The following is a 21,834-nucleotide window of genomic DNA, read 5'->3' as shown; positions in this document are numbered from 1 at the left end:
GCACGGCGGAAATACACATACCATTTTTAAGCCTTGCAGTCCGCCGAATTTTTGTAGGTTTTAATGGTCTGCTTACTTCCGCCAAGCGGTACTAGCTCTGTATTCACCTCGAAGCAGTCGGACTTTTATCCAGGATGTTTACTCAATCGCCTATCTGATATGTAAAATGGTCAGCGTATCAAGCTTTGATCCAGGCGATCGCTTTATGGCCATTACAAAACGGCGACTACCGACATTTTTACAGTTTGGCAAAAGTTCCAATCTTTCCCAAAAACTCATGCTCATCGGGTTAGCCATTACCCTATTTTTCATTTTTCTGGCATTCTTCGCTCCCCTATTCCAGGCTTGGGGATGGCTGCTAAACCCGAAAGATTTTCTCTCTAATCCAATTCACGAGCCACCCTCAGCTAAACATTGGTTTGGCACTAGTCGCTTGGGTTATGATGTGTTCTCCCGGACATTGTTCGGCGCTCAAGCTGCCTTGCAGGTGGTGATTTTGGCAACGGCGCTGAGTATGATTATCGGTGTGCCTCTGGGGATGCTGAGTGGTTATCTCGGCGGAAAATTGGATAAAGTGTTGCTGTTTATGATGGATAGCATCTACACTCTACCGGGATTACTACTTTCTGTGACACTAGCCTTTGTGGTGGGGCGGGGGATATTAAATGCAGCGATCGCTATTAGCATTGCCTACATCCCCCAATATTACCGCGTTGTTCGCAACCACACCGTTAGCGTCAAAACGGAAGTGTTTATCGAAGCGGCTCAAGCAATGGGCGCTTCCACTTGGGTTGTGCTTTCTCGTTATCTATTTTTCAACGTCATTCAAAGCGTACCCGTCTTATTCACACTCAACGCTGCTGATGCAATTTTGGTGTTGGGCGGTTTGGGCTTTTTGGGGCTAGGACTTCCCGAAGAAGTGCCAGAATGGGGACATGATTTAAAACAAGCCTTAGAAGCTCTACCTACTGGCATTTGGTGGACTACGCTTTTCCCTGGTTTAACCATGACATTCATGGTGGTAGGGTTATCACTACTTGGTGAAGGGTTAAACGAATTTGTCAATCCCCGATTGCGGAGAGAAAATGGAATCCGAAAATAGTTAGTAAATAGTGGACACTTATTAGTCAACGGACTAATCATTGATAACTAGTAATTGATAACTGGAGAGATTTGGGTGAAAGATAACCTGACATTAATTGCCGCTGCTACTGGCGGATTTATCCTTTCTGTTGCCCTTGCTGGCATTTTAAGAGGTGCGCCGATTACAGCTTGGCATGAGCAATCGAGTTTTCGCACCACGAATTTCGCTAATTTGCAGAAATCGGAGTTGAAAGCTTCGCGTCTTCTTCCAGGGGGAGATGCTGCACGAACAGATCGGGGATGAAAAAAATGAACTGGAGAATAGGGAATAGGGAATAGCTGTTCACCAATGCCCAATGACAAATGACAAATGACAAATGACAAAATTCAAGTAATTGGCATTGATGTAGGGGGAACAGCAATTAAGCTGGGGCGGTTTACAGCCGATGGTACTTGTGTGCAATCTATGACTGTGGCAGCTCCCCAACCGACAACGCCGGAGGCTGTGCTGGCGGTGCTGGTACATGCGATCGCGCAAATTGATCCAGATAATCAAGCTGTTGCTATTGGCGTTGGGACTCCTGGTCCCTCCGATGCAGCAGGACGCATTGCCAAAATCGCCATTAACTTACCTGGATGGCTCGATGTTCCTTTAGCAGACTGGTTAGAAGCTAAAACTGGCAAACCGACTGCGATCGCTAACGATGCCAATTGCGCTCTTTTGGGAGAAGCTTGGCTGGGAGCCGGTCGCCACTTTCAAAATCTGATTCTGCTAACTTTAGGAACTGGGGTTGGTGGCGCAATTATCCTCAATGGCAAACTATTTGTTGGACATCAGGGAGCCGCTGGGGAATTAGGTTTAATTTCATTAGATCCTGATGGGCCAATTTGTAATAGCGGCAATCAAGGCTCTTTAGAACAACATGCCTGTGTTACTGCCATCCGCCGCCGCACTCTTAAGGAACCCATCGAATTGGGTGTTCTCGCCCAACAAGGAGATGCCGCAGCATTGACTTTTTGGCAAGAGTATGGTAAAAATCTAGGAATTGGTTTGACGAGTTTGATTTATGTACTCACACCGCAAGCGATCGTGATTGGTGGCGGTATAAGTGGCAGTTTTGAGTTTTTCTTACCCGCAGTGAAGGCAGAAATTGAGAAGCGGGTGCAGCCCTTATCACGAGCGGGTTTACAAATTCTGCCAGCCGAATTAGGCAATTTTGCAGGCATTGTGGGTGCAGCAAAGTTGGCATGGCAATGCTATTCAGAGTTTTAGATTATGGTTCAAAATTTTGTAAGTAGTCGGCGCAATTAAAGCTAACTGGCTAAGGCTGTCATTGGTTACTAGTAAGGGCTTTGAGCCTGTTTCTGTTTTATAACATACTTTAGTTTTTTCGCGCCAACTTACTTACCCTGAATTAATTATTGATTAATGCCTAATTTTTCTAATGAATTACGAATTCCGTAAAGCCTGCGGCATAGCTTCGCTTAGAGCGTAGCGGTAGCGAGTCCGCGCAGCCTCTCGTAGAGAGCGTCATTACGAATTATGAATTAGTTAATCCTAAGACAAAAAATATCCTGTTGCTTTGTGAACATATTTCACGACTTTTTCATAAGATTCAGGATTACTCACAGGGTTAATAATGATGGGGATAGTCCCATCTGGCAACCAGAAAGTTATCCTGCCATTTGGTTCATGACAAAAGGAACTGATGCAATTGAGATTAATGACATATTCATTTTTATCGTAAAGGATTTTCACCCAGTGGGCATGGTCTAATTCTAACCTCGTCACACATCCTAAATAATTGAGAATTTTTTGATAGTCTTCCAGATTACTTTGGGGGTTAATTACTATGGGAATGGCACTATCAGGTAGCCAAAAAGTAACTCTGCCATTCAGTTCATAACAAAAAGCATGGACACGTTCAAAATTCACTACATATTCTCTCCTCTCGTAAAGGATTTTCACCCAGTACGCCACAACATCTCCTCAAGTCAAAATTTACGAATGATGCACCCTGTATGTCCAAATCTACCGAAGTTTTAAGTTAATGTTGCCGTGTACCAATTCAAAATCAAAGTAATTTTTTTGAATTAGGAATCGTTATGACACCTCCAATGGTATTGGTGTACCAGATGTTGACAAAGAAAGAGCGATCGCTACTTGAATAAACCCTTTAAATAAAGGATGGGGGGTACTAGGACGCGATTGAAATTCTGGATGAAATTGGCAAGCAAGAAAGAATGGATGCTTGGGTAATTCCACAATTTCAACTAACTGTCCATCAGGAGAAGTACCACTTATTACATAGCCAGACTTTAATAACAGATCGCGGTAAGCATTGTTAAACTCATAGCGATGTCGATGTCGTTCATAAATTACATCTTCTTGATAAAGCTTGAAAGCTAAGGTATCAGGGAGAACACGACAAGGATATAGCCCCAAGCGCATTGTACCCCCTAAATCGACAACTTCCTGCTGTCCTGGCAATAAATTAATTACTGGATCGGTTGTATGGGGGTCAAATTCAGCACTGTTAGCACCTGTTAATCCCCCTACGTGCCTTGCCCATTCAATCACAGAACATTGCATACCCAGGCATAAACCTAAAAAGGGAATTTGGCGATCGCGTGCGTATTTAATGGCGGCAATTTTGCCATCCACCCCCCGAACACCAAAACCCCCTGGTACAACGATGCCATCGACACCCTCAAGATGAGTTTCGGCTGATTCATTTTCTAAATCTTCTGAGTTCACCCAACGCAGACGCAGTTTGCCATAAGTGGAGATTGCAGCATGGTTTAGTGCTTCCACTACAGATAAATAAGCATCACTTAACTGCACATATTTGCCGACAATGGCAATTTCTAGTTCGTGCTTGGGAGTATGTAACCGTTTTACCAAGGTTTGCCACTGCGTCAAATCTGGTTTGCGTTGCTCCATTTGCAGCAGATTCAGCACTTGTTCTGCCATTCCTTCCCGTTCTAGATTCAGGGGTACTTCATAGATACTTTTGGCATCTTGGGAGGTGATGACGCATTCTTCGGGGACATCGCAAAATCCCGATAATTTCTGCTTTAATCCCTTGGGTAAGGGGCGATCGCTCCGACAAACTAAAATATCTGGTTGAATACCAATGGATCTCAGTTCTTTAACTGAATGCTGTGTTGGCTTAGTTTTCATTTCACCCGCAGAAGCAATCCACGGTACCAACGTTACGTGCATATAGAGTACATTCTGCCGTCCCACCTCTTTACGGAACTGGCGAATCGATTCCAAAAACGGCAGTGATTCAATATCTCCCACCGTACCGCCAATTTCTGTAATTACTACAGATGGGTTTGTACTTTTAGCAACTCGCAGAATTCGCTCTTTTATTTCATTGGTAATATGAGGAATAACCTGTACAGTGCCGCCATTATAGTCTCCGCGCCGCTCTTTATTGATGACTGCTTGGTAAATTGAGCCAGTAGTCACACAATTCAAGCGCGACATTGAGGTATCGGTAAAGCGTTCGTAATGCCCCAAGTCCAAATCTGTCTCTGCACCATCTTGGGTAACGAATACTTCTCCATGTTGAAAGGGACTCATTGTGCCAGGATCGATATTAATATAAGGGTCGAGTTTGAGAATCGACACCGAATATTTGCGCGACTTGAGCAAACGTCCTAGACTTGCTGCTACAATGCCCTTACCAATACTGGAAACTACGCCTCCAGTTACGAAAATAAACTTAGTCATAGTAGTTTGAATTTCTCATAACTTCTAAAAATACATCCCGTCATTGTGCCACAGTTGTTGTGGTGTAATCTTCGGTGATTTTGTCGTGAAAAAACTTTTAGGATTAGTAATATTAAGCTGTATTCTCGCATCCTCCATAGCGTTGGCAGAGCCATCTCTTGTAGTCATTTTTCCCGAAACAAACTACCAGACGAGTTCCGAAAAAATCTTTTTTTTGGGAACTGCACCACCAGATGGTCAGGTTTTGATCAATAGTAAGCCAATTACTCGCAGCAAAGCCGGTCATTTTTCCCCTAGTTTCCCCTTGCAGTTGGGAGAGAATCTTTTTACTGTGCGTCGCCAAAATCAAGAACTTAAGATTAAGGTGATTCGGCTGAACACTAACCCGGAACTACCACAGGGGGTAGCCTTTGCGAAAGATTCTTTGACTCCCGCAGTTGACATTGCCAGATTACCGGGAGAACCAATTTGTTTTAGCGCGATCGCACCCCCTAACGCTAATGTCTCTGTAACCCTGGCTAATCAAACCATTGCTCTTTCACCTCAACCTCAACAGGCACAACTACCAAATAATTTGGCAGCTTTAACAGGGCAAAATCAGCCTCATGCCCAGTCTAGCGTAGGCGATTATAAAGGTTGCACCACAGTGGCAACAGCTGCCGATCTGGGAAAACCTCAATTTCAACTAACGCTGAATGGCAAAACCATCGCTCAAACAGGATCTGGTAAAATTCAAATCCTTTCAAGAGCAGAGTTGCCAGTTTCTGAGGTTACAGTAGAGTCAGGCGTTGCTCGCACTGGCCCAAGCACCGATTATTCTCGACTTACACCACTGCCTAAAGGCACACGCGCAACAGTAACAGGTAGAGAAGGTGAATGGTTACGCCTAGACTATGGTGCTTGGATTAATAGTCAGGAAACTCGCATTCTTCCTAATGCAATTCCGCCACAGACAATAATTCGCAGTGTCGGATACCGTCAACTCCCTGGTGCCACAGAGATAGTCTTCCCCTTACAAGTTCCCATACCTGTGAGCGTGCAACAAAGTGAGCAAGCGATCGCTCTCACTCTTTACAATACAACTGCCCAAACGGACATTATTCGTCTGGATGATGACCCCCTAATTTCTCGCCTAGATTGGCAACAGGAAGCTCCAGAACGAGTAAAATACACCTTTAACCTCAAAAAAGCTCAACAGTGGGGATATAAGCTAAGATATGACGGTACAACCCTGGTTTTGGCTTTGCGTCATCCGCCTAAAATTGGGAACACAAGACGCAAGCCTTTAGCTAATTTCAAGATTGTACTCGATCCAGGGCATGGCGGTAAAGAAACTGGTGCCAGTGGCCCAACTGGATATTTAGAAAAAGATGTGAATTTGGTGGTATCTAAGTTGTTGCGCGACGATTTGGTGAAGCGAGGAGCAACGGTAGTGATGACACGGGAAGAGGATCGCGAACTTTCCCTCGCCGAACGTCAGGCAATTATTAGTAAAGAAGAACCTGCGATCGCGATTTCCATACACCATAATTCCCTACCCGATGATGGCGATGCCGAAAAAATCAAGGGATTCGGCGCTTTTTGGTATCAACCCCAAGCCCACAACCTGGCAATGTTTTTACAAAACTATGTAGTCAAAAAACTTGGTAGACCTTCTTATGGTGTGTTTTGGGATAATCTGGCACTGACACGCCCAGCAGCTGCGCCTTCGGTGTTACTGGAATTGGGTTTTATGAGCAATCCCGATGAATTTGAGCAGATAGTCAACCCAGAAGTACAAAAGAAAACGGCAAATGCCATCGCTCAGGGAATTACAGAGTGGTTTAAGAGTGTTAAATAAATTTGCAGGTACAACTAGACTTGACGAAGCCGCTCGTCGTCAAAAGCATTGCTACTGTATCAATCGAGTGAATGCGTCATTACTTAACACCAGAGTTTGCTATATCTTGATTTCAGTGCTTCTACGCTGCCAGAACCGCTTTAATTGCGGGTAGAAATATATGAAATCTTATATTTTGAAAGCGGATGTATTTTAAAATCGGCGGGATGGTGGGAGCGATCGCTATTTTATTAAGTAATGGTAGTGCCATTGCTGCGCCAACACTTTCAGCGATCGCCCAAGATGGACAAAGATATATCACTGTGGGGCATGATAAATTAGGCAACAGTATAGCTCTAGACACAGAAACCATTAAGGGCACGACATACAAGCTTTACGGAATGTACGGAGATGGCATCTTTGAGACTACCTTCGATGCATCATGTACAGAATCGCGGCTTTTTCTGAATCACATTGCGATTTACGGTTCAAAGGGACAGCTACTTCAAGAGGATAAGCAGAAAGGAGAAATACCTTTTGTCGCAAATTCTTCACCAGGCAAAGGAATGAAAATTGTTTGTCAAAAGATTGGGGCTCGTGGTTGGTAGTTGTAAATGGGGAATCGGGAAGAAGCAAGAGAGAGGAATTTTCCCCTCTGCCTCTTTTTAAAGCCCAATTCCTAGTAGAAAATACTAAGGACAAAACAGCGTGTCACGCGTATCTCGTCCTGTGATTGGATTAGTCCCTTTGGCAAGTTTGCACAATTTTTTTTGCTCATCGGGACGCAGTAGAGTATCGGTAAAATCTGCCCCATCAATGATTGCACTATCAAATCTGGCGTTAGCGGCAAACGCACCTTCTAAAAGTGCATTTGTTAAATTTGCTCTCACTAAACGAGCCGAGTCTAAAGTCGCATTTCTTAAATCAGAACCCTCCAAATTCGCAGATTCCAAATTTGCTGCAAAAAAACTGACACCGTTCAAATTAGCGTGGCTGAAGTTACTCTGGCGAAGATTAGCTTTGGTAAAGCTGGAATCTGTTAAATCACGTCCTGAGAAATCAGCCTCAACCAAAATTTCCTTATTATATTCGAGTGCCAAAACCGTTGGAGCAAAACCGAGCGTTGCGGTGATGCCAACTATTCCCCACAGGAATAAGCTGAGTATATTTGCCCAAAAGTGATAGTTTGTTTTACACTTCAACCCGAATTGTCTTCGGGATGAATCGAGTGTAGAACCCTCTGTGCGTAGGCGTAGCCCGCCGCAGGCATCGCTTAACCTAGAATTCATAGAATTCATAATATTTTTTGTCAATGGCTAACCTTCCTCCATCTCATTATCCAGATATTGGTCAATTTAGGAGAAGACCTAGCAGCCCAATGGTTGCAATCTACTGGTTGGATAATTCTCCATCGCCGCTTTTCTAGCCGTTGGGGAGAAATCGATATTATTGCCCAATATGATCCAATAATCAGCGAAGCAGAGGAGCGGGGGGAGAATTTCTCACGGGCTAAATACCCCGCTACCGTTACCAGCACTCAGCACTCATTACTGGCATTTGTTGAAGTCAAAACCCGCAGTTCCGGGAGTTGGGATGCAGGGGGAAGAAGCGCTATCACCCCACAAAAGCAAGTAAAAATCTCGCAGACGGCTGGAATATTCTTAGCCCAGTACCCTGAGAAGGCAGATTATTATTGCCGATTTGATGTTGCTATTGTCTACTGTCAAAGGATATCAAAAAATCTGACTGGAGTTGCAGCAACTCAGGAAGCTCTAGCAACTTCATCAGCCGCCGGATACAAGTTCAAGCTGCAAGAATATATTCCCGCAGCTTTCGACTCTTTGATTGATAATGGTTAATTGGTAATGGATAAAATATCTTGATTACCAATAATCTTTTAATGGCGTTACAACAACATGTCATTACGCCAAAGTTTCAGGACAGTAGCCTAAGCCCCGGACAAACTGTTGTCGGAAAGCTTCGATTTCGTCTCTCTCTGGACTACCATGAGAAACGATCGCTACCTGATAGCGACGCATCACGTCTACAGGGCATTGTCCCGCTTCTAAACTCCAAAGTGCCATTTGCACCCTCATTGGTGGCTCGTAGCTAATTCCTAATTCATTTAGAAAAGCGCGAAAGTCGCCATCTTCTTGGGGCGAAACTTGACCTTTGAGTTTGATCCTAACCACCCAGCCATCAATTTGATGAATTACGGTGACGAACGAAACTGGTGTCTGGGGTCTAGCGTGCAGGTGTTGAACGACCCTCAGGGTTAGACTGGCATTTGCCAGATAATACAAGTATTCCATGTTTAGTTGGTGCTTGGGATCAAAGCCAATCCTACATATCTATATTCGTCAATCAGTGCCTGTTCCCGGTAGGGTAAAAGCCCCCGTTTTTAGATGGGGAGGTTTACCCAATTTTTATGTTAATTTTTCCGTGTTACTTAATAGTAACAATCTTATAGCCTGGCGACAAAATTGGGCAAAGATGCCTTAAAGTTCCAATAGAAGAGAAAACTCAAACCTGCTTTTTTAAGAGAGTATAAATACTAAGATAAAACAAAAACTAGTACCAGCCAATTTGAAAGATACCTCTAGCCCACAAAAAAAAGATTTTGAATTAGATTGCTCGGTAGCAGGCTATGACTACAAACTACCTCCAGAACTCATTGCCCAAAACCCAGCAGTTCCTAGAGATAGTTCCCGGTTACTGGTGGTTAATTCTCCTACTACAGGCACTGAAATAGAACCATCTCACCACATTTTCCATGATTTGCCTGCACTGCTTTGCTCTGGTGATTTGTTAGTTATGAACAATACAAGAGTTATTCCAGCACGGCTTTATGGTCATAAATCTACTGGTGCGAAAATCCAGGTATTGCTATTGGAAGAACGACAGTATAACTGTTGGTTGGCTTTAGTTAAGCCAGGAAAAAGCTTCAAACAGGGAACGAAGATTGTTTTTGAAGCAAGAGGATTGGGGAAATCGGGGCCCCCTCTGGGGATTAGGGGAGATACGGATTTGGAAGATTCTTCCCTAGTCTCCAGTCCCAAACTTACCGCTACGGTTTTAGAAACAGACGCAGCAACTGGCGGACGTTTATTGCAATTTGATGTGCCAGAGGGAAAGCCTTTAGTGCAACTGTTAGACGTATTTGGTGAAGTACCGCTACCACCATACATCACTACCTCGTCGGCTGCTGATGAGCAGTATCAGACAGTTTATGCTAAACAGCCAGGAGCGATCGCAGCTCCGACAGCAGGATTACACTTTACCCCAGAATTATTACAAAAGTTGCGCGATCGCAAAATCAATCAAGCTTTTGTGACGCTACACGTTGGTGTCGGCACTTTTCGTCCTGTAGAAGTGGAGGATGTAACTACCCACCAGATGCATGAAGAATGGATTGAAGTCCCTGCAACCACAGTAGAGCAAATCCGAGCGACTAAAGCAGCTGGCGGTCGGATTATTGCTGTGGGAACAACAGCAGTCCGAGCTTTGGAAGGGGCGGCTCAATCTGGGAATTTACAACCATTTTGCGGTAAAACAGACTTGTTTATTTATCCAGGCTACCAATGGCGGGTGGTGGATGCTTTAATTACCAATTTTCACCTACCGCGTTCCAGTTTGCTGATGTTGGTAAGTGCGCTAATTGGCAGACAACGGTTATTAAATATATACAACGAAGCGATCGCTTCCGAGTATCGTTTCTATTCCTTTGGTGATGCTATGCTAATTTTGCCGGAAGCCATTACAGTCCTCAGTCAGGCGTGAGGATAATAAGGTTCGCTGAAGTTTTAATCCGTTTAATGCCATAATTTGTGCTTTTTGTGAACTACCCACATTTACTCCGTCAGGAGAAGTGTGGGCTTCCGGTTTCATTGACAACAGCCTTTCTACCTTGCGGCTTAAATGATTTTGTTGTCAATTGGTCGTTCAGTCAGTGACCTTAAAGCTCATCTTGTATTGACAACAAAATACCGTCGCCAAGCTATCACGGGTAGGATGCTGGAGCGACTGCACGTTATCCTTGAAGACTTATTAGTTAAATGGGATTGCAAACTTGTAGAGTTTAGTGGTGAGTCAGATCGTGTACATTTATTGTTTCAAGAAAGTAAAAGAGCAGTTGATTTAAACTTGTTTATTAGCAGATTATAAAGCTTGTAGAAAATTACACTAATTAAAGGTATACAGAGCAACTTAACAAGGACAGGGGCACTTTTACAAAAGTTTGAAGCTCCCGGAATGAGGAATTATTAATTTTTTGATTTGTAATTTTTCATGCGGTGGTGGGTATTCTGACTTATAAAGATATGAGCATAAGTACATCCATGTCACTCTTGTCTAAAGAAAATCAAACTCATCAATGGTTACACTGGTTATTTCACCAAAACTCCGTTCAGAAAAAGCCCCTGTTCACACTTCTGTTTGCCTTATCTGCGTTTTTGGTTTTAGCTGCACCGACAATTACTAATTTTCCAGTAAGTAAATTGCTAGCAGAAACTGCAATTTCTCAGGATCTTGAAGCAGCTAGCTTTTTCCAGCAGGGAGTCACGCGCTATAACCGCAAAGATTTACAGGGTGCGGAATATGCTTTTCGTCAAGCGTTGCAGCGAGATCCTAGCATTGGGGCAGCGCGGAATTATCTGGGTAATATATTCATGGAGCAAAATCGCCTGGATATAGCTTTACAAGAATATACAGAGGCGATTAAAGTTAACCCCAATTCGAGCGAAGCTTATTACAACTTAGGGTTAGTGTTGCACCGACAAGGACAAAAAGAAGCAGCGATTACGGCTTATCGGCAGAGTCTTTTGATAGATCCTACAAGAGTAGCAGCGCTGTATAATCTGGGTTTGGTGCTGTATGAACAAGGACAGCTACCGGAAGCGATCGCAACATATCAGCAAGCGATTAATTTAGATAGCAGCAATGCCAACACCTACTTTAACTTAGCGATCGCTTTACAACAACAAGGTCAAACAGAGCTTGCGATCGCCACTTATCGCCAAGCCTTGCAGCTAGATCCTCAAAATGCCACAGCCTATAACAATATGGCAAATTTGCTAGCAATTCAAGGTCAAGCTTCTGAGGCTATTTCTGTTTATCGGCAAGCTATTCGCCTAAATCCTAAAAACGCCTCAGCTTATTATAATTTGGGGGTTACTTTATATAATCAAGGTGACATCAAGAAAGCTAATGGAGTATTGAAACGCGCCCATAACGAGTATCGCGAGCAAGGGAACATTGAGCAAGCTGAGAAAATAGAACAACTAATGCAGCAAATTGCTCAGAAAAGTGGGCAACAGCAACCTCAAGCAAGTCAAACAGCTACTCCCTCTCCGACTCCAGATCAAACAAGTAATGTAGTACAAACACCTGAGCCACAAACGCCAAATCAACCAGAAACTCCAGCTAACCCTAGCAATGTCCCTGTCTCAGTTGAAGCACAGCCTACTTCAACAAGTCCAGGACAATAAAAAACTCAGAGTTAACACGATGTGCAACTTGATATTGTGACCTTTCTCCAAACCTTTTTACTTGCTGTAGAGAGGCTTTGAATTCTCCCCATTATCTCAAGCGTTGGGGTTAGGTTTGAGTAAAAGTTGCACATGGCATAGTTAATAACTCCTAACTCCTAGCTTTTTTAAATCGGCAAACGATTGATATCTTTGGTAGCCTATCTATATGTTTTTTTTCAATTCGGCTTTGTCTTAACACTGCTTTTTTCATGAGTGCAACACTTTACCAGCAAATTCAGCAATTTTACGATGCTTCGTCTAGTCTGTGGGAACAGATATGGGGCGAACACATGCACCACGGCTATTACGGCGCTGATGGTACGCAGAAAAAAGACCGCCGTCAGGCTCAAATTGATTTAATCGAAGAATTGCTCAATTGGGCAGGGGTACAAGCAGCCGAAAATATCCTAGATGTGGGTTGTGGCATTGGCGGCAGTTCTTTATACCTCGCACAAAAGTTTAATGCTAAAGCTACAGGGATTACATTGAGTCCTGTGCAAGCCACCAGAGCCACAGAACGCGCGTTGGAGGCTAATTTGAGTCTGAGAACACAGTTCCAAGTTGCAAATGCTCAAGCAATGCCCTTTGCTGATGATTCTTTTGACTTAGTTTGGTCGCTGGAAAGTGGCGAACACATGCCAGATAAGAAGAAGTTTCTTCAGGAGTGCTATCGAGTATTGAAGCCTGGTGGCAAGTTAATTATGGTGACTTGGTGTCATCGACCAATTGATCGATCGCCACTAACGGCGGATGAAGAAAAAGACTTGCAGGATATTTATCGGGTGTATTGTTTGCCTTATGTGATTTCTTTGCCAGAGTATGAAGCGATCGCACATCAACTACCATTAAATAATATTCGCACTGCTGATTGGTCAACTGCTGTCGCCCCCTTTTGGAATGTGGTGATTGATTCGGCATTCACTCCCCAAGCGCTTTGGGGCTTACTAAATGCTGGTTGGACTACCATCCAAGGGGCACTATCACTGGGATTAATGCGTCGCGGTTATCAGCGTGGGTTAATTCGGTTTGGCTTATTGTGCGGCAATAAGTAGAATTCGACTTCAGGAAAAAGATGTAATCTAGGAGCATTAAAGTAGATGTTCCTAGTGATGCATCATGTACTTTATAGGGGATTTGGAGCGATCGCAGCAAGTATAGTACAAGCCTTGGTGGTAAGGACATGAACAAATGATGAAACTTAGACACAAAAAGACTTTTCACCCAGTCCCCAGTCCCCAGTCCCTTGCTATACGATGGGAGAGTTTAGCGATCGCCAAGCTTGTAAATTCTAATGCAGATATCGGAGAAACCTTATAAAATTAAGTTTCTTCTTGTTAAATTTCAGCAAATGCCACTCGAACTGCAAAACCTCACAGGCGGTTACACCACAGTCCCAATTGTTCAAGACATTAACCTCACTCTGCAAACAGGAGAATGGTTGAGTTTAGTTGGTGCTAATGGTTCAGGTAAATCTACTTTACTCAAATTGCTGAGTCGTATTCTCTCCCCACAGCAGGGAACAGTGCTACTTGATGGCAAAGCAATTCACTCTCAACCCCCAAATCTAGTTGCACAAAAACTAGCATTCTTACCACAACAACAAACGGTTCCCGTCGGCTTAACAGTGCGACAATTAGTAAGTTTAGGACGCACTCCACATCAATCTTGGTGGCAATGGGAATTAAACGCCCAAGATTGGGTTAAAGTGGAGGCTGCAATTAAAAAGACGCAACTGGAAAAATTGAGCGATCGCTTAGTTGAAGAACTCTCCGGTGGTGAGAGACAACGCGCTTTTTTAGCTTTAGCATTAGCGCAAGAACCAAAAGTTTTACTATTAGATGAACCTACAACTTTTTTAGATATAAACTACCAATTACAACTATTAGAACTACTGAAAAATCTGAATCAACAGCAGGAATTAACTATTGTTACAGTTCTCCACGAACTGAATCTAGCGGCACGATATAGTTCTCGCATTGCTTTATTAAAACAAGGTCATCTTTGGGAAGTTGGTAAACCTGGAGAAGTTCTGACACCAAGTGCGATCGCTCAAGTATTTGGTGTAGAATCCGTGATTATTCAGACACCTGTGGGTTTACAAGTTTGTGCAATTTCTGCTGTATCAGCATAGTTTTTAACCATTATTATGATTTTAATGCTTCTACTTGAGCAAAAGCAACTTCTATATCAGTATATAATTCTTGCTCATCTAATACGCCTTTAAATGCTTCATACCTTTCTGTATTAACGACTATTCTAACTGGTTGTCCCAATCTTCTTAGTTTTTGAGGATAAACATCAAGGTCATCACCCCATTGATAATCTAAGCTTCTAAAATCAACAACTAATCCACTGATTTGATGTGGAAAATTTAGCTCACAAAACTCATTAATCCTCCATTTAATAAAAAGTGCATCATCACTGCCAGCAGAACCGTACAAGTACTTACCACTAAATATAATTAAACCTGCTAATTCTTTAGTTTCAGATATTTTCCATAGATAATAATTACACTTTAATTTACTGATATTAAGAGTGACCTCCGTTAACTTTGGAGAGTATTTATTGGGTTTCGATTGTGACATATTGATAAGGAAGTCTAAGTATTGTAGAGTGCGTTAGAACGAATTCGTAACGCACCATTATCCAGGGTTTGGTGCGCTATGCTGTCGCTAATACACCCTACGTATCTTTTCAAAAATCAAATCGGATTCTTATACAACTAATTAAATTGACACTTAAGACTTAGTTTCCTGTGTCTGTGCGTCGATAATTACACTCCAATCATCATTTGTCACAGCAGCTTCAAGTTGACTCTGACGTTCGGCTATACTCGCATCTATTGTTTCTAAATCTTTAGAGAGGCTTGTGTCAGCCATTGCTTTCCGCAGCTTTAGCTTTTTCTCTTCATAAGCTTGACGTTCCGCCTCCGACATTACCGCCTTTGCAGCTTCACCTACCGTGCTAGCCCACATTTCACCATCAGTTGCATTACCAGGTGGTGTGGTTTCGAGTTCAGCTATCCACGCATCTCGCAAATCTTCCATATCTTGACGCTTGGGGAACTTGAATGCTTGCACGCGCACAAAAGCGCACTTTTGCTGACTATTTTGGGTGACATGACTATTTAGGGAAAGCAACACATTCCGAGAATAGCCAATGTACTGCACACGGCGTTCTACGTCCAATACTGTGTAAACACCTGCAATTTTAGCGTTTTGAGCAGATGCACTCCAAGCTTCAAGGTCAATAATTTCAGTACCATTGTTTGCCAATTCAGGGGTTATACTCACCTCAATGGCGGTGTGTTCGTCGTCGGAACTATACAAAAATTCATGTAGCCCACGGTGGTTTATGGGGACATTTTGATGTTCAATGGGCGGGTTGTTCTGAGTTTCCATCGGAGTTAATCTTTGAGTTATGACAGCAGATTGCAAATATATGCCTTTAGAATATTGAAGCTTAAATCTACTCACATACCCAAATTCTTGCTGACAAAGCGAAAACAACTATTAGACCTTATATGAATCAATTGACACCAAAAAATTGGATATTCATCAAACAGCGCCTTACCCCTTATCTATTTTTACTACCCGCCTTGATTCTTTTAGGGTTAACAGTCTTTTTGCCTGCGCTGCAAGCCTTTTACCTCAGCTTTACTAGCTATGAAGATATCGCCCAGCCGCCGCAATGGATAGGTTTCGCCAACTTTCTTAAACTTTGGAAGGATACAGTTTTTTGGAAAACTTTAGAAAACACTTTTTTATATCTTGTCGGTGTAGTCCCAATTTTAGTAATTGCTCCCTTAGTGCTGGCAATTTTGGTAAATCAGAAACTGCGGGGGATGAATTGGTTTAGGGCAGCTTATTACACCCCAGTGGTAATTTCAATGGTGGTTGCGGGAATAGCTTGGAAATGGCTGTATGCAGAAAACGGATTACTCAATCAGTTATTAAAAGCTTTGGGGCTTTTTCCTGAAGGTATTCCTTGGCTAACTAGCCCAATGAAAATTTTTGGGATTGTACCAATTTCTCTTGCCAGCGTGATGGCTGTTACGGTGTGGAAGGGACTAGGTTACTACATGGTGATTTATTTAGCGGGTTTGCAATCAATTCCTGCTGATGTGTATGAAGCGGCAGCCATTGATGGATCTGATGGTATTAGCAAACATTGGGATATTACCATACCTTTGATGAAGCCATATTTAGCATTAGTAGCAGTAATTTCAGCTATTTCTGCGACCAAAGTTTTTGAAGAAGTATACATTATGACCCAAGGAGGCCCACTCAGTAGCTCGAAAACAATTGTTTATTATCTATATGAGCAAGCTTTTGGTAACTTGGAAATTAGCTATGCTTGTACAATTGGGCTAGTGCTATTTTTGATAATTTTAGGATTATCAATTTTGCGGTTAGCTATTAATCAGCAAGGGGACGATAATATCACCATCTAATTGCTGCCCCGAAATGGTTACTATTGGCAAAAAGAAGGCGAGGGGATATTAACCGAACCGGATTGTCCCCACTCGCTAAACTGTCGCGCCTACAAGTTGCCTCATAATCTTTTAGGTAAAACCTGTAAACCCTCTCCTCTGCCCCTCTGCTCCTCTGCTCCCCTGCTGTCTCAATGTGCAAATTAAAAACACAACAGCTTATCTCAAATTATTTTTCCCTATACCCGCCAGCATAGTCAATTACACAAATTGTTCTATATGATTTGTGAGTTCCATAAGCAACGCCAGATACTTTAAAAGCGCCGTTAAAAATATTTTTTCTATGACCGCGATCGCGCACGCCATCATCAATAATTAATTGCATGACGATATCTTGGGCAGTGTTTGGCCCATAACTGATATTTTCGCCTGCGGTTGTTTCCCATCTACCATAGCGGTTGATCCGATTAAAGGGGTTGCTACCATCGCTACCATCATGACCTATAGCACCTTTTGGGCCTTGGTCTTTAACATGGTCTTTTGCTCCTAAAGACATACCTTTCGAGGCACTCAAGGCTCCTACAGGACGTGCAGATTTCAGAAATGCGATCGCTTCATCGACTGCTTTAACTCCTTCTTGAGTTCGCAAGTAGTTATTATTAGTAATTTTGACTCGATTTCCCTCAAAGCGTTTCCTATAGTTTTCTATAATCGGAAGGTATGCTTTGGGATTTGTTCGTACCTTATTTGTTTCAACAATTACTTGTTGTTCCAATGGTGAAAGATAACTCGCCTTTGCTAATAAAATTGGACTGGTTGATTCAACTGCTGCTGGATTAGAGTTTGCTACAGATGGGTTAGATTGAAACAGTTGATTTGAGCAACCGAATATCAGGGTAGCTGGCAAAAATACCCAAAATTTTATGCGACGCATCCATTACCTCACAATTTTCTATGGATTAATTTAGTGAATTAGAAGAAATAAGAATTTTCAACGCATAGATAAGTCTGTACACGCTTCTTTATTCAGAATTTAAGAAGCGAGACACCAGAACTTTTATCAGTTCCGTAAGAAGAACGGAAATGAGTTGATTAAGAGTATAGATAAAGCTACAATTGCCTTTGTTCCTAAAGAGTTACAAATCTATCACTTGATACCTGTTGTAACCTTGATAACACTAAAACGTAAAGAACAACTAAAACTTCATTTTCTAATGCCTGGTTTCAAATTTACACCTTGAGAAACCAACGTTGTCGATACATTAGAACACCAACAGCCCACCATAACAATACGGTGACTATGGCAAATAACAGAGAACCATTCAGAACTCCCGCCCAGGATGCGAAAAAATTATGGTAAATCCAATTGTAAGTACTGGGAGCATCTTTACCCGTGCCAACAGTGGTTTTCACTAAGATTTTAATCAATAAAACGGATGGAACGAAAAGTGCGATCGCATTTAAGCCCATAATTTCAAAAGGTTTACTCCAGCGACGATTTAGCCGGACTTCAATCAGTTCATAACAAGTTGCTAGCAAAAGTAACGCCCAACCGCTAGTAAAGACGACATAAGAACTTGTCCACAGCTTTTTGTTGATGGGGAATGTCCACCCCCACACCCAACCGATAATTAAACAACCAATTCCAAATAATCCTAAGCCGATACTTATACGTGATTGTACAGGTTGGCTGCGTATCCATTGACCCGTAAAATAGCCAGCTAGAACGCTTACTATTGCGGGAATAGTACTGAACAATCCCTCTGGATCTCCCATAAAGTTGAAACCATCACCTTTATATAGATGTCCTTTGGGAATAATCATCCGGTCAACATAAGCACCAAAATTACCTTCTCGTGTCAAAACTCCTGCGCCATAATCGGGTACTGGTAGATACATCATCGTTAGCCAGTAACCGATGAGTATTACTGCTGCAAGTATCCATTGACCTTTGCGCGGAAGGTTGAGAACTATCAAGGAAGCTAACAGATAGGTAATACCGATGCGCTGCAACACTCCCATAATGCGGATGCTACTTAAATCAAAAGTCCAAATGCCTTGATTCCAAAAGCCATTTAGTAGCAATCCCAAGCCAAAGAGAATGGCGGCGCGGCGTAATATCCGCCAGTAAATAGCTGAGGTGGGTTTATTGTCTTCGGTGTATTTTGACAGCGAGAAAGTCATTGCTACACCAATAATGAAGAGAAAGAAGGGGAATACCAAATCAGTTGGCGTGCAACCGTGCCAATCGGCGTGGGCTAAGGGAGGATATACATCATCGGCGACTCCTGCCATATTGACGAGAATCATAGCAGCGATGGTAATGCCGCGAAAAACATCCAGTGAAGTCAGGCGCATAAAGAGAATTTTTTCTTTGATGAGTATCTAAGCTACCCCGCCTGATGCAGCTAATCAAGCAAAATTTATATACTCGGATACAAGGTAAAATTTTGTTAACTAATTACCACCAATTGTTATGCCAGTCAAAGTTGGAGATACCGCTCCTAATTTCACTCTACCTGCTCAAAATGGGTCAACAGTTAGCCTTCAAGATTTTCGCGGTACAAAAGCTGTTGTCCTATATTTTTATCCCAAGGATGACACACCCGGATGTACGGCTGAATCCTGTGCCTTTCGCGATCAGTATGAAGTGTTTAAAAGCGCTGGGGCTGAAGTTGTTGGTGTGAGTGCTGACTCCAGCGAATCTCACCAAAAATTTGCTGCGAAATATAATCTACCTTTTACCCTGTTAACTGACAAAGGCGACCAAGTACGGAAGCTATATGGCGCAACAGCAGCCTTTGGCTTATTCCCTGGTCGCGTTACTTACGTCATTGACCAACAAGGAGTTGTGCAATACGTGTTTGATTCAATGTTTAACTTTAAAGGTCATGTTGAAGAAGCACTGAAAACTTTGCAACAGCTTGTGAAGTGAGAGAATTGGGATTGGGAATAATGAAACTCTTTCCCAGTCCCCAGTCCCTATTTAGAATGCAACTTTTCCGGCATGACAACATTAGTGTGGCTCGACTTGCCATTCTTGCCGTTAGTATGACCGTTACCATTGCGGGGATGGATGACACCATAACCGCCGTGGTTGCGTTCGTAAATTACATTAATCTCTCCAGTTTCCGAGTTGCGGAACATATAAAAGTCATGTCCCACAAGTTGCAGTTGTTCTAGGGCTTCTGCAAGGGTCATCGGTGGCATGGAAAAATATTTGGTGCGGACGACTTCGTTAGGTAGTTCGGGGGTGCGATCGCCAATTAAATCTGTGACTACCGACTCTGCAACAACTACTTCTGTTGGTTGAGACTGAGTTTTCTGGTCTTGACGACGTTCTTTGTATTTCCGCAGTTGACGAGCAATTTTATCTGCAACTAAGTCAATGCTGGCATATAGGCTTTCGCTGCTTTCTTCGGCACGGATAACGCTACCATTAGCATAGATAGTTACTTCAGCCGCTTGTCTAGGACTAATTCGAGGATTACGGGCTACGCTAAGATGCACATCCACTTCATTTGTGATGCTCTGAAAGTGACTAGCTGCTTTTTCAATCTTTTGATGTACATATTCCCGAATTGCATCGGTGATTTCAATATTTTTGCTGTGGATGACAAGCTTCATGTAAACTCTCCCACTGAATATTTGATGTGTGAATTTGCTTTGTATGAAAAGAAATTGCGGTAAGGTCTATTACTCCCGCCAAAACAAATTGTGAACTGTTTTTATGTACTGCTGGTAAGCCATCTCTAAGCTTACTGCATCTGAGTTTTTGCTCATTATACCCTTAATTATCCTCCTCATCTCTGCGCTGATATCCAATTGGATTTCCACATAGAACTATTTGGTGAGGAAATTTGAGTAGTTGCTCCCGTAACTATCATTTCTATTAAAACAAGGCTTACAGAACTGTTGATAGTTGCTCCTTCTGTGTTCGGTTGAGGTTTACTCACTGTCGATGGAGAACACGAGTATTTGTAGAAGTCGATCTTGTTTGCATTTCAAACAAGATTATTAGAGTCATCAGCCAGTGCATCGTTCTTAATTGTCTTGGCATGATGCTTATTGCAGAGAATTCCTCCTAAAACCTATTGAGGTTGTATATTCAAACTAGCACTTTGTATTTTCTAATGCATGTTCCCTTGACTTTCCTTTAAAATCCTTTGCAAATCTTGACATTTTTTGGCTCCAATCCTGTAAATTCCAATATATTTTGTTCCTAATATCAGTTGATTTTTGGCACGATCCATAGTATGAAAGCACACAACAATCGTTGTTTACTGTATAATCAGGGATTAATGCCTTACTTAGATGCTCATGGATGGCAGCGATCGCTCCTCACTAACCGCATCCATGACCCCAGTCTAGATGACGTGTTAATTTTGCTAGAACATCCACCCGTTTACACTCTAGGACAAGGAAGCAACTCAGATTTTATAAAATTTGATATTGACAAAGCTCGATATGATGTGCATCGAGTTGAACGAGGCGGCGAGGTTACTTACCATTGTCCCGGTCAACTTGTGGGATATCCAATTTTAAATCTGCAACATTATCGTAAAGACCTTCATTGGTACTTACGCCAACTCGAAGAAGTAATTATTCGCGTATTAGCAGTTTATAAATTACAGGGAGAAAGAATTCCGGCTTTTACTGGCGTTTGGTTACAAGGGCGAAAAGTTGCGGCTATTGGGATTAAAGTCAGCCGTTGGATTACCATGCACGGCTTTGCATTAAATGTTTGTCCAGACATGACAGGCTTTGAGCGGATTGTACCCTGCGGTATTTCTGATAAACCTGTAGGTAGTTTAGCCGAATGGATTCCAGGTATTACTTGTCAAGAAGTGCGTCTTTATGTAGCACAGTCCTTTGCTGAAGTGTTTGGAGTGGAATTAGTTGAATCACAGCCTTAGAGGATGAATGAACAAGTCCTCTCGTTGGTAGCAAAACATTTCAGCTCCCCCTAAATCCCCCGATAAATTGGGGGACTTTGATTCCGGTTCCCCCCTTTTTAAGGGGGGCTAGGGGGGATCTCTAAGTGCCTAAAATCACAGCCAAATACTTGTTCATTCAACCTCTTAAGGATTTTTCCGGTCTGAGTAAATTCAGCTTGTAATTATCTAATAAATACTATAGCAGTCCTATTTAAATTATGAGACACTGATAATAGTAGCCTATATCTAATAGTATTAAACTAACTATTTAACTGCGGTTTTCAAATCTAAAA

The 21,834-nt window shown here is 42.5% G+C and carries 23 protein-coding genes and 1 pseudogene; 15 read left to right on the top strand and 9 right to left on the bottom strand.

Translation table 11 applies throughout. The annotated features are described in order from the left end of the window. The first annotated feature begins 205 nt into the window (after positions 1-205). The 3 genes from V7K42_RS13535 (at position 206) to V7K42_RS13525 (ending at position 2,356) form a co-directional block, all read left to right on the top strand. Complete coding sequence (locus tag V7K42_RS13535) at positions 206-1,102, top strand: ABC transporter permease (RefSeq protein ID WP_334891444.1); 897 nt, start codon at positions 206-208, stop codon at positions 1,100-1,102. 75 nt (positions 1,103-1,177) lie between these two features. Beyond that, on the top strand, positions 1,178-1,387 hold the full coding sequence (locus V7K42_RS13530; protein ID WP_334833098.1) for a hypothetical protein: 210 nt from the start codon (positions 1,178-1,180) through the stop codon (positions 1,385-1,387). Positions 1,388-1,453: 66 nt separating this feature from the next. Next, entirely contained in the window at positions 1,454-2,356 is a 903-nt protein-coding gene (locus V7K42_RS13525; protein ID WP_334916913.1) for an ROK family protein, read from the top strand. 285 nt (positions 2,357-2,641) lie between these two features. Here V7K42_RS13525 and V7K42_RS13520 read toward each other — a convergent pair whose 3' ends face one another. Both V7K42_RS13520 and V7K42_RS13515 read right to left on the bottom strand, forming a co-directional pair. After that, positions 2,642-3,064 (bottom strand): hypothetical protein, encoded by a 423-nt coding sequence (locus tag V7K42_RS13520; protein WP_334916911.1) that lies wholly within the window; start codon positions 3,062-3,064, stop codon positions 2,642-2,644. Between the two features lie 123 nt (positions 3,065-3,187). Continuing rightward, positions 3,188-4,825, bottom strand: coding sequence for a CTP synthase (locus V7K42_RS13515; protein ID WP_334916909.1), 1,638 nt, complete (start codon positions 4,823-4,825; stop codon positions 3,188-3,190). 85 nt (positions 4,826-4,910) lie between these two features. On the opposite strand from V7K42_RS13515, the gene V7K42_RS13510 reads away from it, so the two are divergent. Both V7K42_RS13510 and V7K42_RS13505 read left to right on the top strand, forming a co-directional pair. Further along, a complete protein-coding gene (locus V7K42_RS13510; RefSeq protein ID WP_334916907.1) occupies positions 4,911-6,665 on the top strand; it encodes an N-acetylmuramoyl-L-alanine amidase in 1,755 nt (584 codons plus the stop codon). 185 nt (positions 6,666-6,850) lie between these two features. Beyond that, a complete protein-coding gene (locus tag V7K42_RS13505) occupies positions 6,851-7,252 on the top strand; it encodes a hypothetical protein (RefSeq protein WP_334916905.1) in 402 nt (133 codons plus the stop codon). Between the two features lie 84 nt (positions 7,253-7,336). On the opposite strand, the gene V7K42_RS13500 is transcribed toward V7K42_RS13505, so the two are convergent. Further along, a complete protein-coding gene (locus tag V7K42_RS13500; protein WP_334891399.1) occupies positions 7,337-7,933 on the bottom strand; it encodes a pentapeptide repeat-containing protein in 597 nt (198 codons plus the stop codon). A 57-nt stretch (positions 7,934-7,990) separates the two neighbouring features. Between V7K42_RS13500 and V7K42_RS13495 the strand changes: the two genes are divergently transcribed. After that, on the top strand, positions 7,991-8,503 hold the full coding sequence (locus tag V7K42_RS13495; protein ID WP_442938562.1) for a YraN family protein: 513 nt from the start codon (positions 7,991-7,993) through the stop codon (positions 8,501-8,503). Between the two features lie 63 nt (positions 8,504-8,566). Here the strand turns inward: V7K42_RS13495 and V7K42_RS13490 are convergent, their stop codons facing one another. Beyond that, positions 8,567-8,956: a hypothetical protein gene (locus V7K42_RS13490; RefSeq protein WP_012412259.1), complete on the bottom strand. Its 390-nt coding sequence runs from the start codon at positions 8,954-8,956 to the stop codon at positions 8,567-8,569. A 274-nt stretch (positions 8,957-9,230) separates the two neighbouring features. Between V7K42_RS13490 and queA the strand changes: the two genes are divergently transcribed. From queA to V7K42_RS13460, 6 genes and pseudogenes are all read left to right on the top strand, one after another. Next, entirely contained in the window at positions 9,231-10,424 is a 1,194-nt protein-coding gene (gene queA / locus V7K42_RS13485; protein WP_442938561.1) for a tRNA preQ1(34) S-adenosylmethionine ribosyltransferase-isomerase QueA, read from the top strand. Positions 10,425-10,562: 138 nt separating this feature from the next. Then, positions 10,563-10,760, top strand: a pseudogene (locus tag V7K42_RS13480) (IS200/IS605 family transposase); the annotation flags it as partial. A gap of 230 nt (positions 10,761-10,990) precedes the next feature. Continuing rightward, positions 10,991-12,130 (top strand): tetratricopeptide repeat protein, encoded by a 1,140-nt coding sequence (locus V7K42_RS13475; protein WP_442938563.1) that lies wholly within the window; start codon positions 10,991-10,993, stop codon positions 12,128-12,130. 251 nt (positions 12,131-12,381) lie between these two features. After that, entirely contained in the window at positions 12,382-13,224 is an 843-nt protein-coding gene (locus V7K42_RS13470; protein WP_334891405.1) for a methyltransferase domain-containing protein, read from the top strand. A 136-nt stretch (positions 13,225-13,360) separates the two neighbouring features. Next, complete coding sequence (locus V7K42_RS13465; protein WP_334916899.1) at positions 13,361-13,489, top strand: hypothetical protein; 129 nt, start codon at positions 13,361-13,363, stop codon at positions 13,487-13,489. A gap of 31 nt (positions 13,490-13,520) precedes the next feature. Beyond that, positions 13,521-14,303 carry an ABC transporter ATP-binding protein gene (locus V7K42_RS13460; RefSeq protein ID WP_334916897.1) on the top strand — a complete coding sequence of 261 codons (783 nt, stop codon included), beginning with the start codon at positions 13,521-13,523 and terminating at the stop codon, positions 14,301-14,303. A gap of 13 nt (positions 14,304-14,316) precedes the next feature. Here V7K42_RS13460 and V7K42_RS13455 read toward each other — a convergent pair whose 3' ends face one another. After that, on the bottom strand, positions 14,317-14,757 hold the full coding sequence (locus V7K42_RS13455; RefSeq protein WP_334916896.1) for a hypothetical protein: 441 nt from the start codon (positions 14,755-14,757) through the stop codon (positions 14,317-14,319). A 153-nt stretch (positions 14,758-14,910) separates the two neighbouring features. Further along, a complete protein-coding gene (locus V7K42_RS13450) occupies positions 14,911-15,573 on the bottom strand; it encodes a GIY-YIG nuclease family protein (RefSeq protein ID WP_334916894.1) in 663 nt (220 codons plus the stop codon). Positions 15,574-15,695: 122 nt separating this feature from the next. Here V7K42_RS13450 and V7K42_RS13445 point away from each other — a divergent pair, with 122 nt between their 5' ends. After that, complete coding sequence (locus V7K42_RS13445) at positions 15,696-16,625, top strand: carbohydrate ABC transporter permease (protein WP_334916892.1); 930 nt, start codon at positions 15,696-15,698, stop codon at positions 16,623-16,625. Positions 16,626-16,833: 208 nt separating this feature from the next. Here V7K42_RS13445 and V7K42_RS13440 read toward each other — a convergent pair whose 3' ends face one another. Further along, positions 16,834-17,538: a CAP domain-containing protein gene (locus V7K42_RS13440; RefSeq protein WP_334916890.1), complete on the bottom strand. Its 705-nt coding sequence runs from the start codon at positions 17,536-17,538 to the stop codon at positions 16,834-16,836. Positions 17,539-17,834: 296 nt separating this feature from the next. Beyond that, on the bottom strand, positions 17,835-18,962 hold the full coding sequence (locus tag V7K42_RS13435) for an acyltransferase family protein (RefSeq protein WP_334916888.1): 1,128 nt from the start codon (positions 18,960-18,962) through the stop codon (positions 17,835-17,837). Between the two features lie 118 nt (positions 18,963-19,080). On the opposite strand from V7K42_RS13435, the gene V7K42_RS13430 reads away from it, so the two are divergent. Next, positions 19,081-19,539 carry a peroxiredoxin gene (locus V7K42_RS13430; protein WP_094347006.1) on the top strand — a complete coding sequence of 153 codons (459 nt, stop codon included), beginning with the start codon at positions 19,081-19,083 and terminating at the stop codon, positions 19,537-19,539. 47 nt (positions 19,540-19,586) lie between these two features. On the opposite strand, the gene hpf is transcribed toward V7K42_RS13430, so the two are convergent. Continuing rightward, the gene (gene hpf / locus V7K42_RS13425; RefSeq protein WP_334916886.1) at positions 19,587-20,231 is read right to left on the bottom strand and encodes a ribosome hibernation-promoting factor, HPF/YfiA family; all 645 of its coding nucleotides are present in this window, start codon (positions 20,229-20,231) and stop codon (positions 19,587-19,589) included. Positions 20,232-20,860: 629 nt separating this feature from the next. On the opposite strand from hpf, the gene lipB reads away from it, so the two are divergent. Further along, the gene (gene lipB, locus V7K42_RS13420; protein ID WP_334916884.1) at positions 20,861-21,520 is read left to right on the top strand and encodes a lipoyl(octanoyl) transferase LipB; all 660 of its coding nucleotides are present in this window, start codon (positions 20,861-20,863) and stop codon (positions 21,518-21,520) included. The last annotated feature ends 314 nt before the right edge of the window (positions 21,521-21,834 follow it).

The sequence above is a fragment of the Nostoc sp. genome (assembly GCF_036917455.1).
Taxonomy (GTDB): Bacteria; Cyanobacteriota; Cyanobacteriia; order Cyanobacteriales; family Nostocaceae; genus Nostoc.
The sequence above is the reverse complement of the archived record's forward strand: the minus strand, read 5'-3'. Positions and strand labels throughout refer to the sequence as shown.

Coding starts and splice junctions, on each gene's coding strand:
- lipB (WP_334916884.1), top strand. CDS start 20,861: ATGAAAGCACACAACAATCGTTGTTTACTGTATAATCAGGGATTAATG.
- V7K42_RS13445 (WP_334916892.1), top strand. CDS start 15,696: ATGAATCAATTGACACCAAAAAATTGGATATTCATCAAACAGCGCCTT.
- V7K42_RS13490 (WP_012412259.1), bottom strand. CDS start 8,956: ATGGAATACTTGTATTATCTGGCAAATGCCAGTCTAACCCTGAGGGTC.
- V7K42_RS13465 (WP_334916899.1), top strand. CDS start 13,361: ATGATGAAACTTAGACACAAAAAGACTTTTCACCCAGTCCCCAGTCCC.
- V7K42_RS13470 (WP_334891405.1), top strand. CDS start 12,382: ATGAGTGCAACACTTTACCAGCAAATTCAGCAATTTTACGATGCTTCG.
- V7K42_RS13535 (WP_334891444.1), top strand. CDS start 206: ATGGCCATTACAAAACGGCGACTACCGACATTTTTACAGTTTGGCAAA.
- V7K42_RS13500 (WP_334891399.1), bottom strand. CDS start 7,933: ATGAATTCTAGGTTAAGCGATGCCTGCGGCGGGCTACGCCTACGCACA.
- V7K42_RS13455 (WP_334916896.1), bottom strand. CDS start 14,757: ATGTCACAATCGAAACCCAATAAATACTCTCCAAAGTTAACGGAGGTC.
- hpf (WP_334916886.1), bottom strand. CDS start 20,231: ATGAAGCTTGTCATCCACAGCAAAAATATTGAAATCACCGATGCAATT.
- V7K42_RS13505 (WP_334916905.1), top strand. CDS start 6,851: ATGTATTTTAAAATCGGCGGGATGGTGGGAGCGATCGCTATTTTATTA.
- V7K42_RS13515 (WP_334916909.1), bottom strand. CDS start 4,825: ATGACTAAGTTTATTTTCGTAACTGGAGGCGTAGTTTCCAGTATTGGT.
- V7K42_RS13430 (WP_094347006.1), top strand. CDS start 19,081: ATGCCAGTCAAAGTTGGAGATACCGCTCCTAATTTCACTCTACCTGCT.
- V7K42_RS13525 (WP_334916913.1), top strand. CDS start 1,454: ATGACAAATGACAAAATTCAAGTAATTGGCATTGATGTAGGGGGAACA.
- V7K42_RS13460 (WP_334916897.1), top strand. CDS start 13,521: ATGCCACTCGAACTGCAAAACCTCACAGGCGGTTACACCACAGTCCCA.
- V7K42_RS13435 (WP_334916888.1), bottom strand. CDS start 18,962: ATGCGCCTGACTTCACTGGATGTTTTTCGCGGCATTACCATCGCTGCT.
- V7K42_RS13450 (WP_334916894.1), bottom strand. CDS start 15,573: ATGGAAACTCAGAACAACCCGCCCATTGAACATCAAAATGTCCCCATA.
- V7K42_RS13440 (WP_334916890.1), bottom strand. CDS start 17,538: ATGCGTCGCATAAAATTTTGGGTATTTTTGCCAGCTACCCTGATATTC.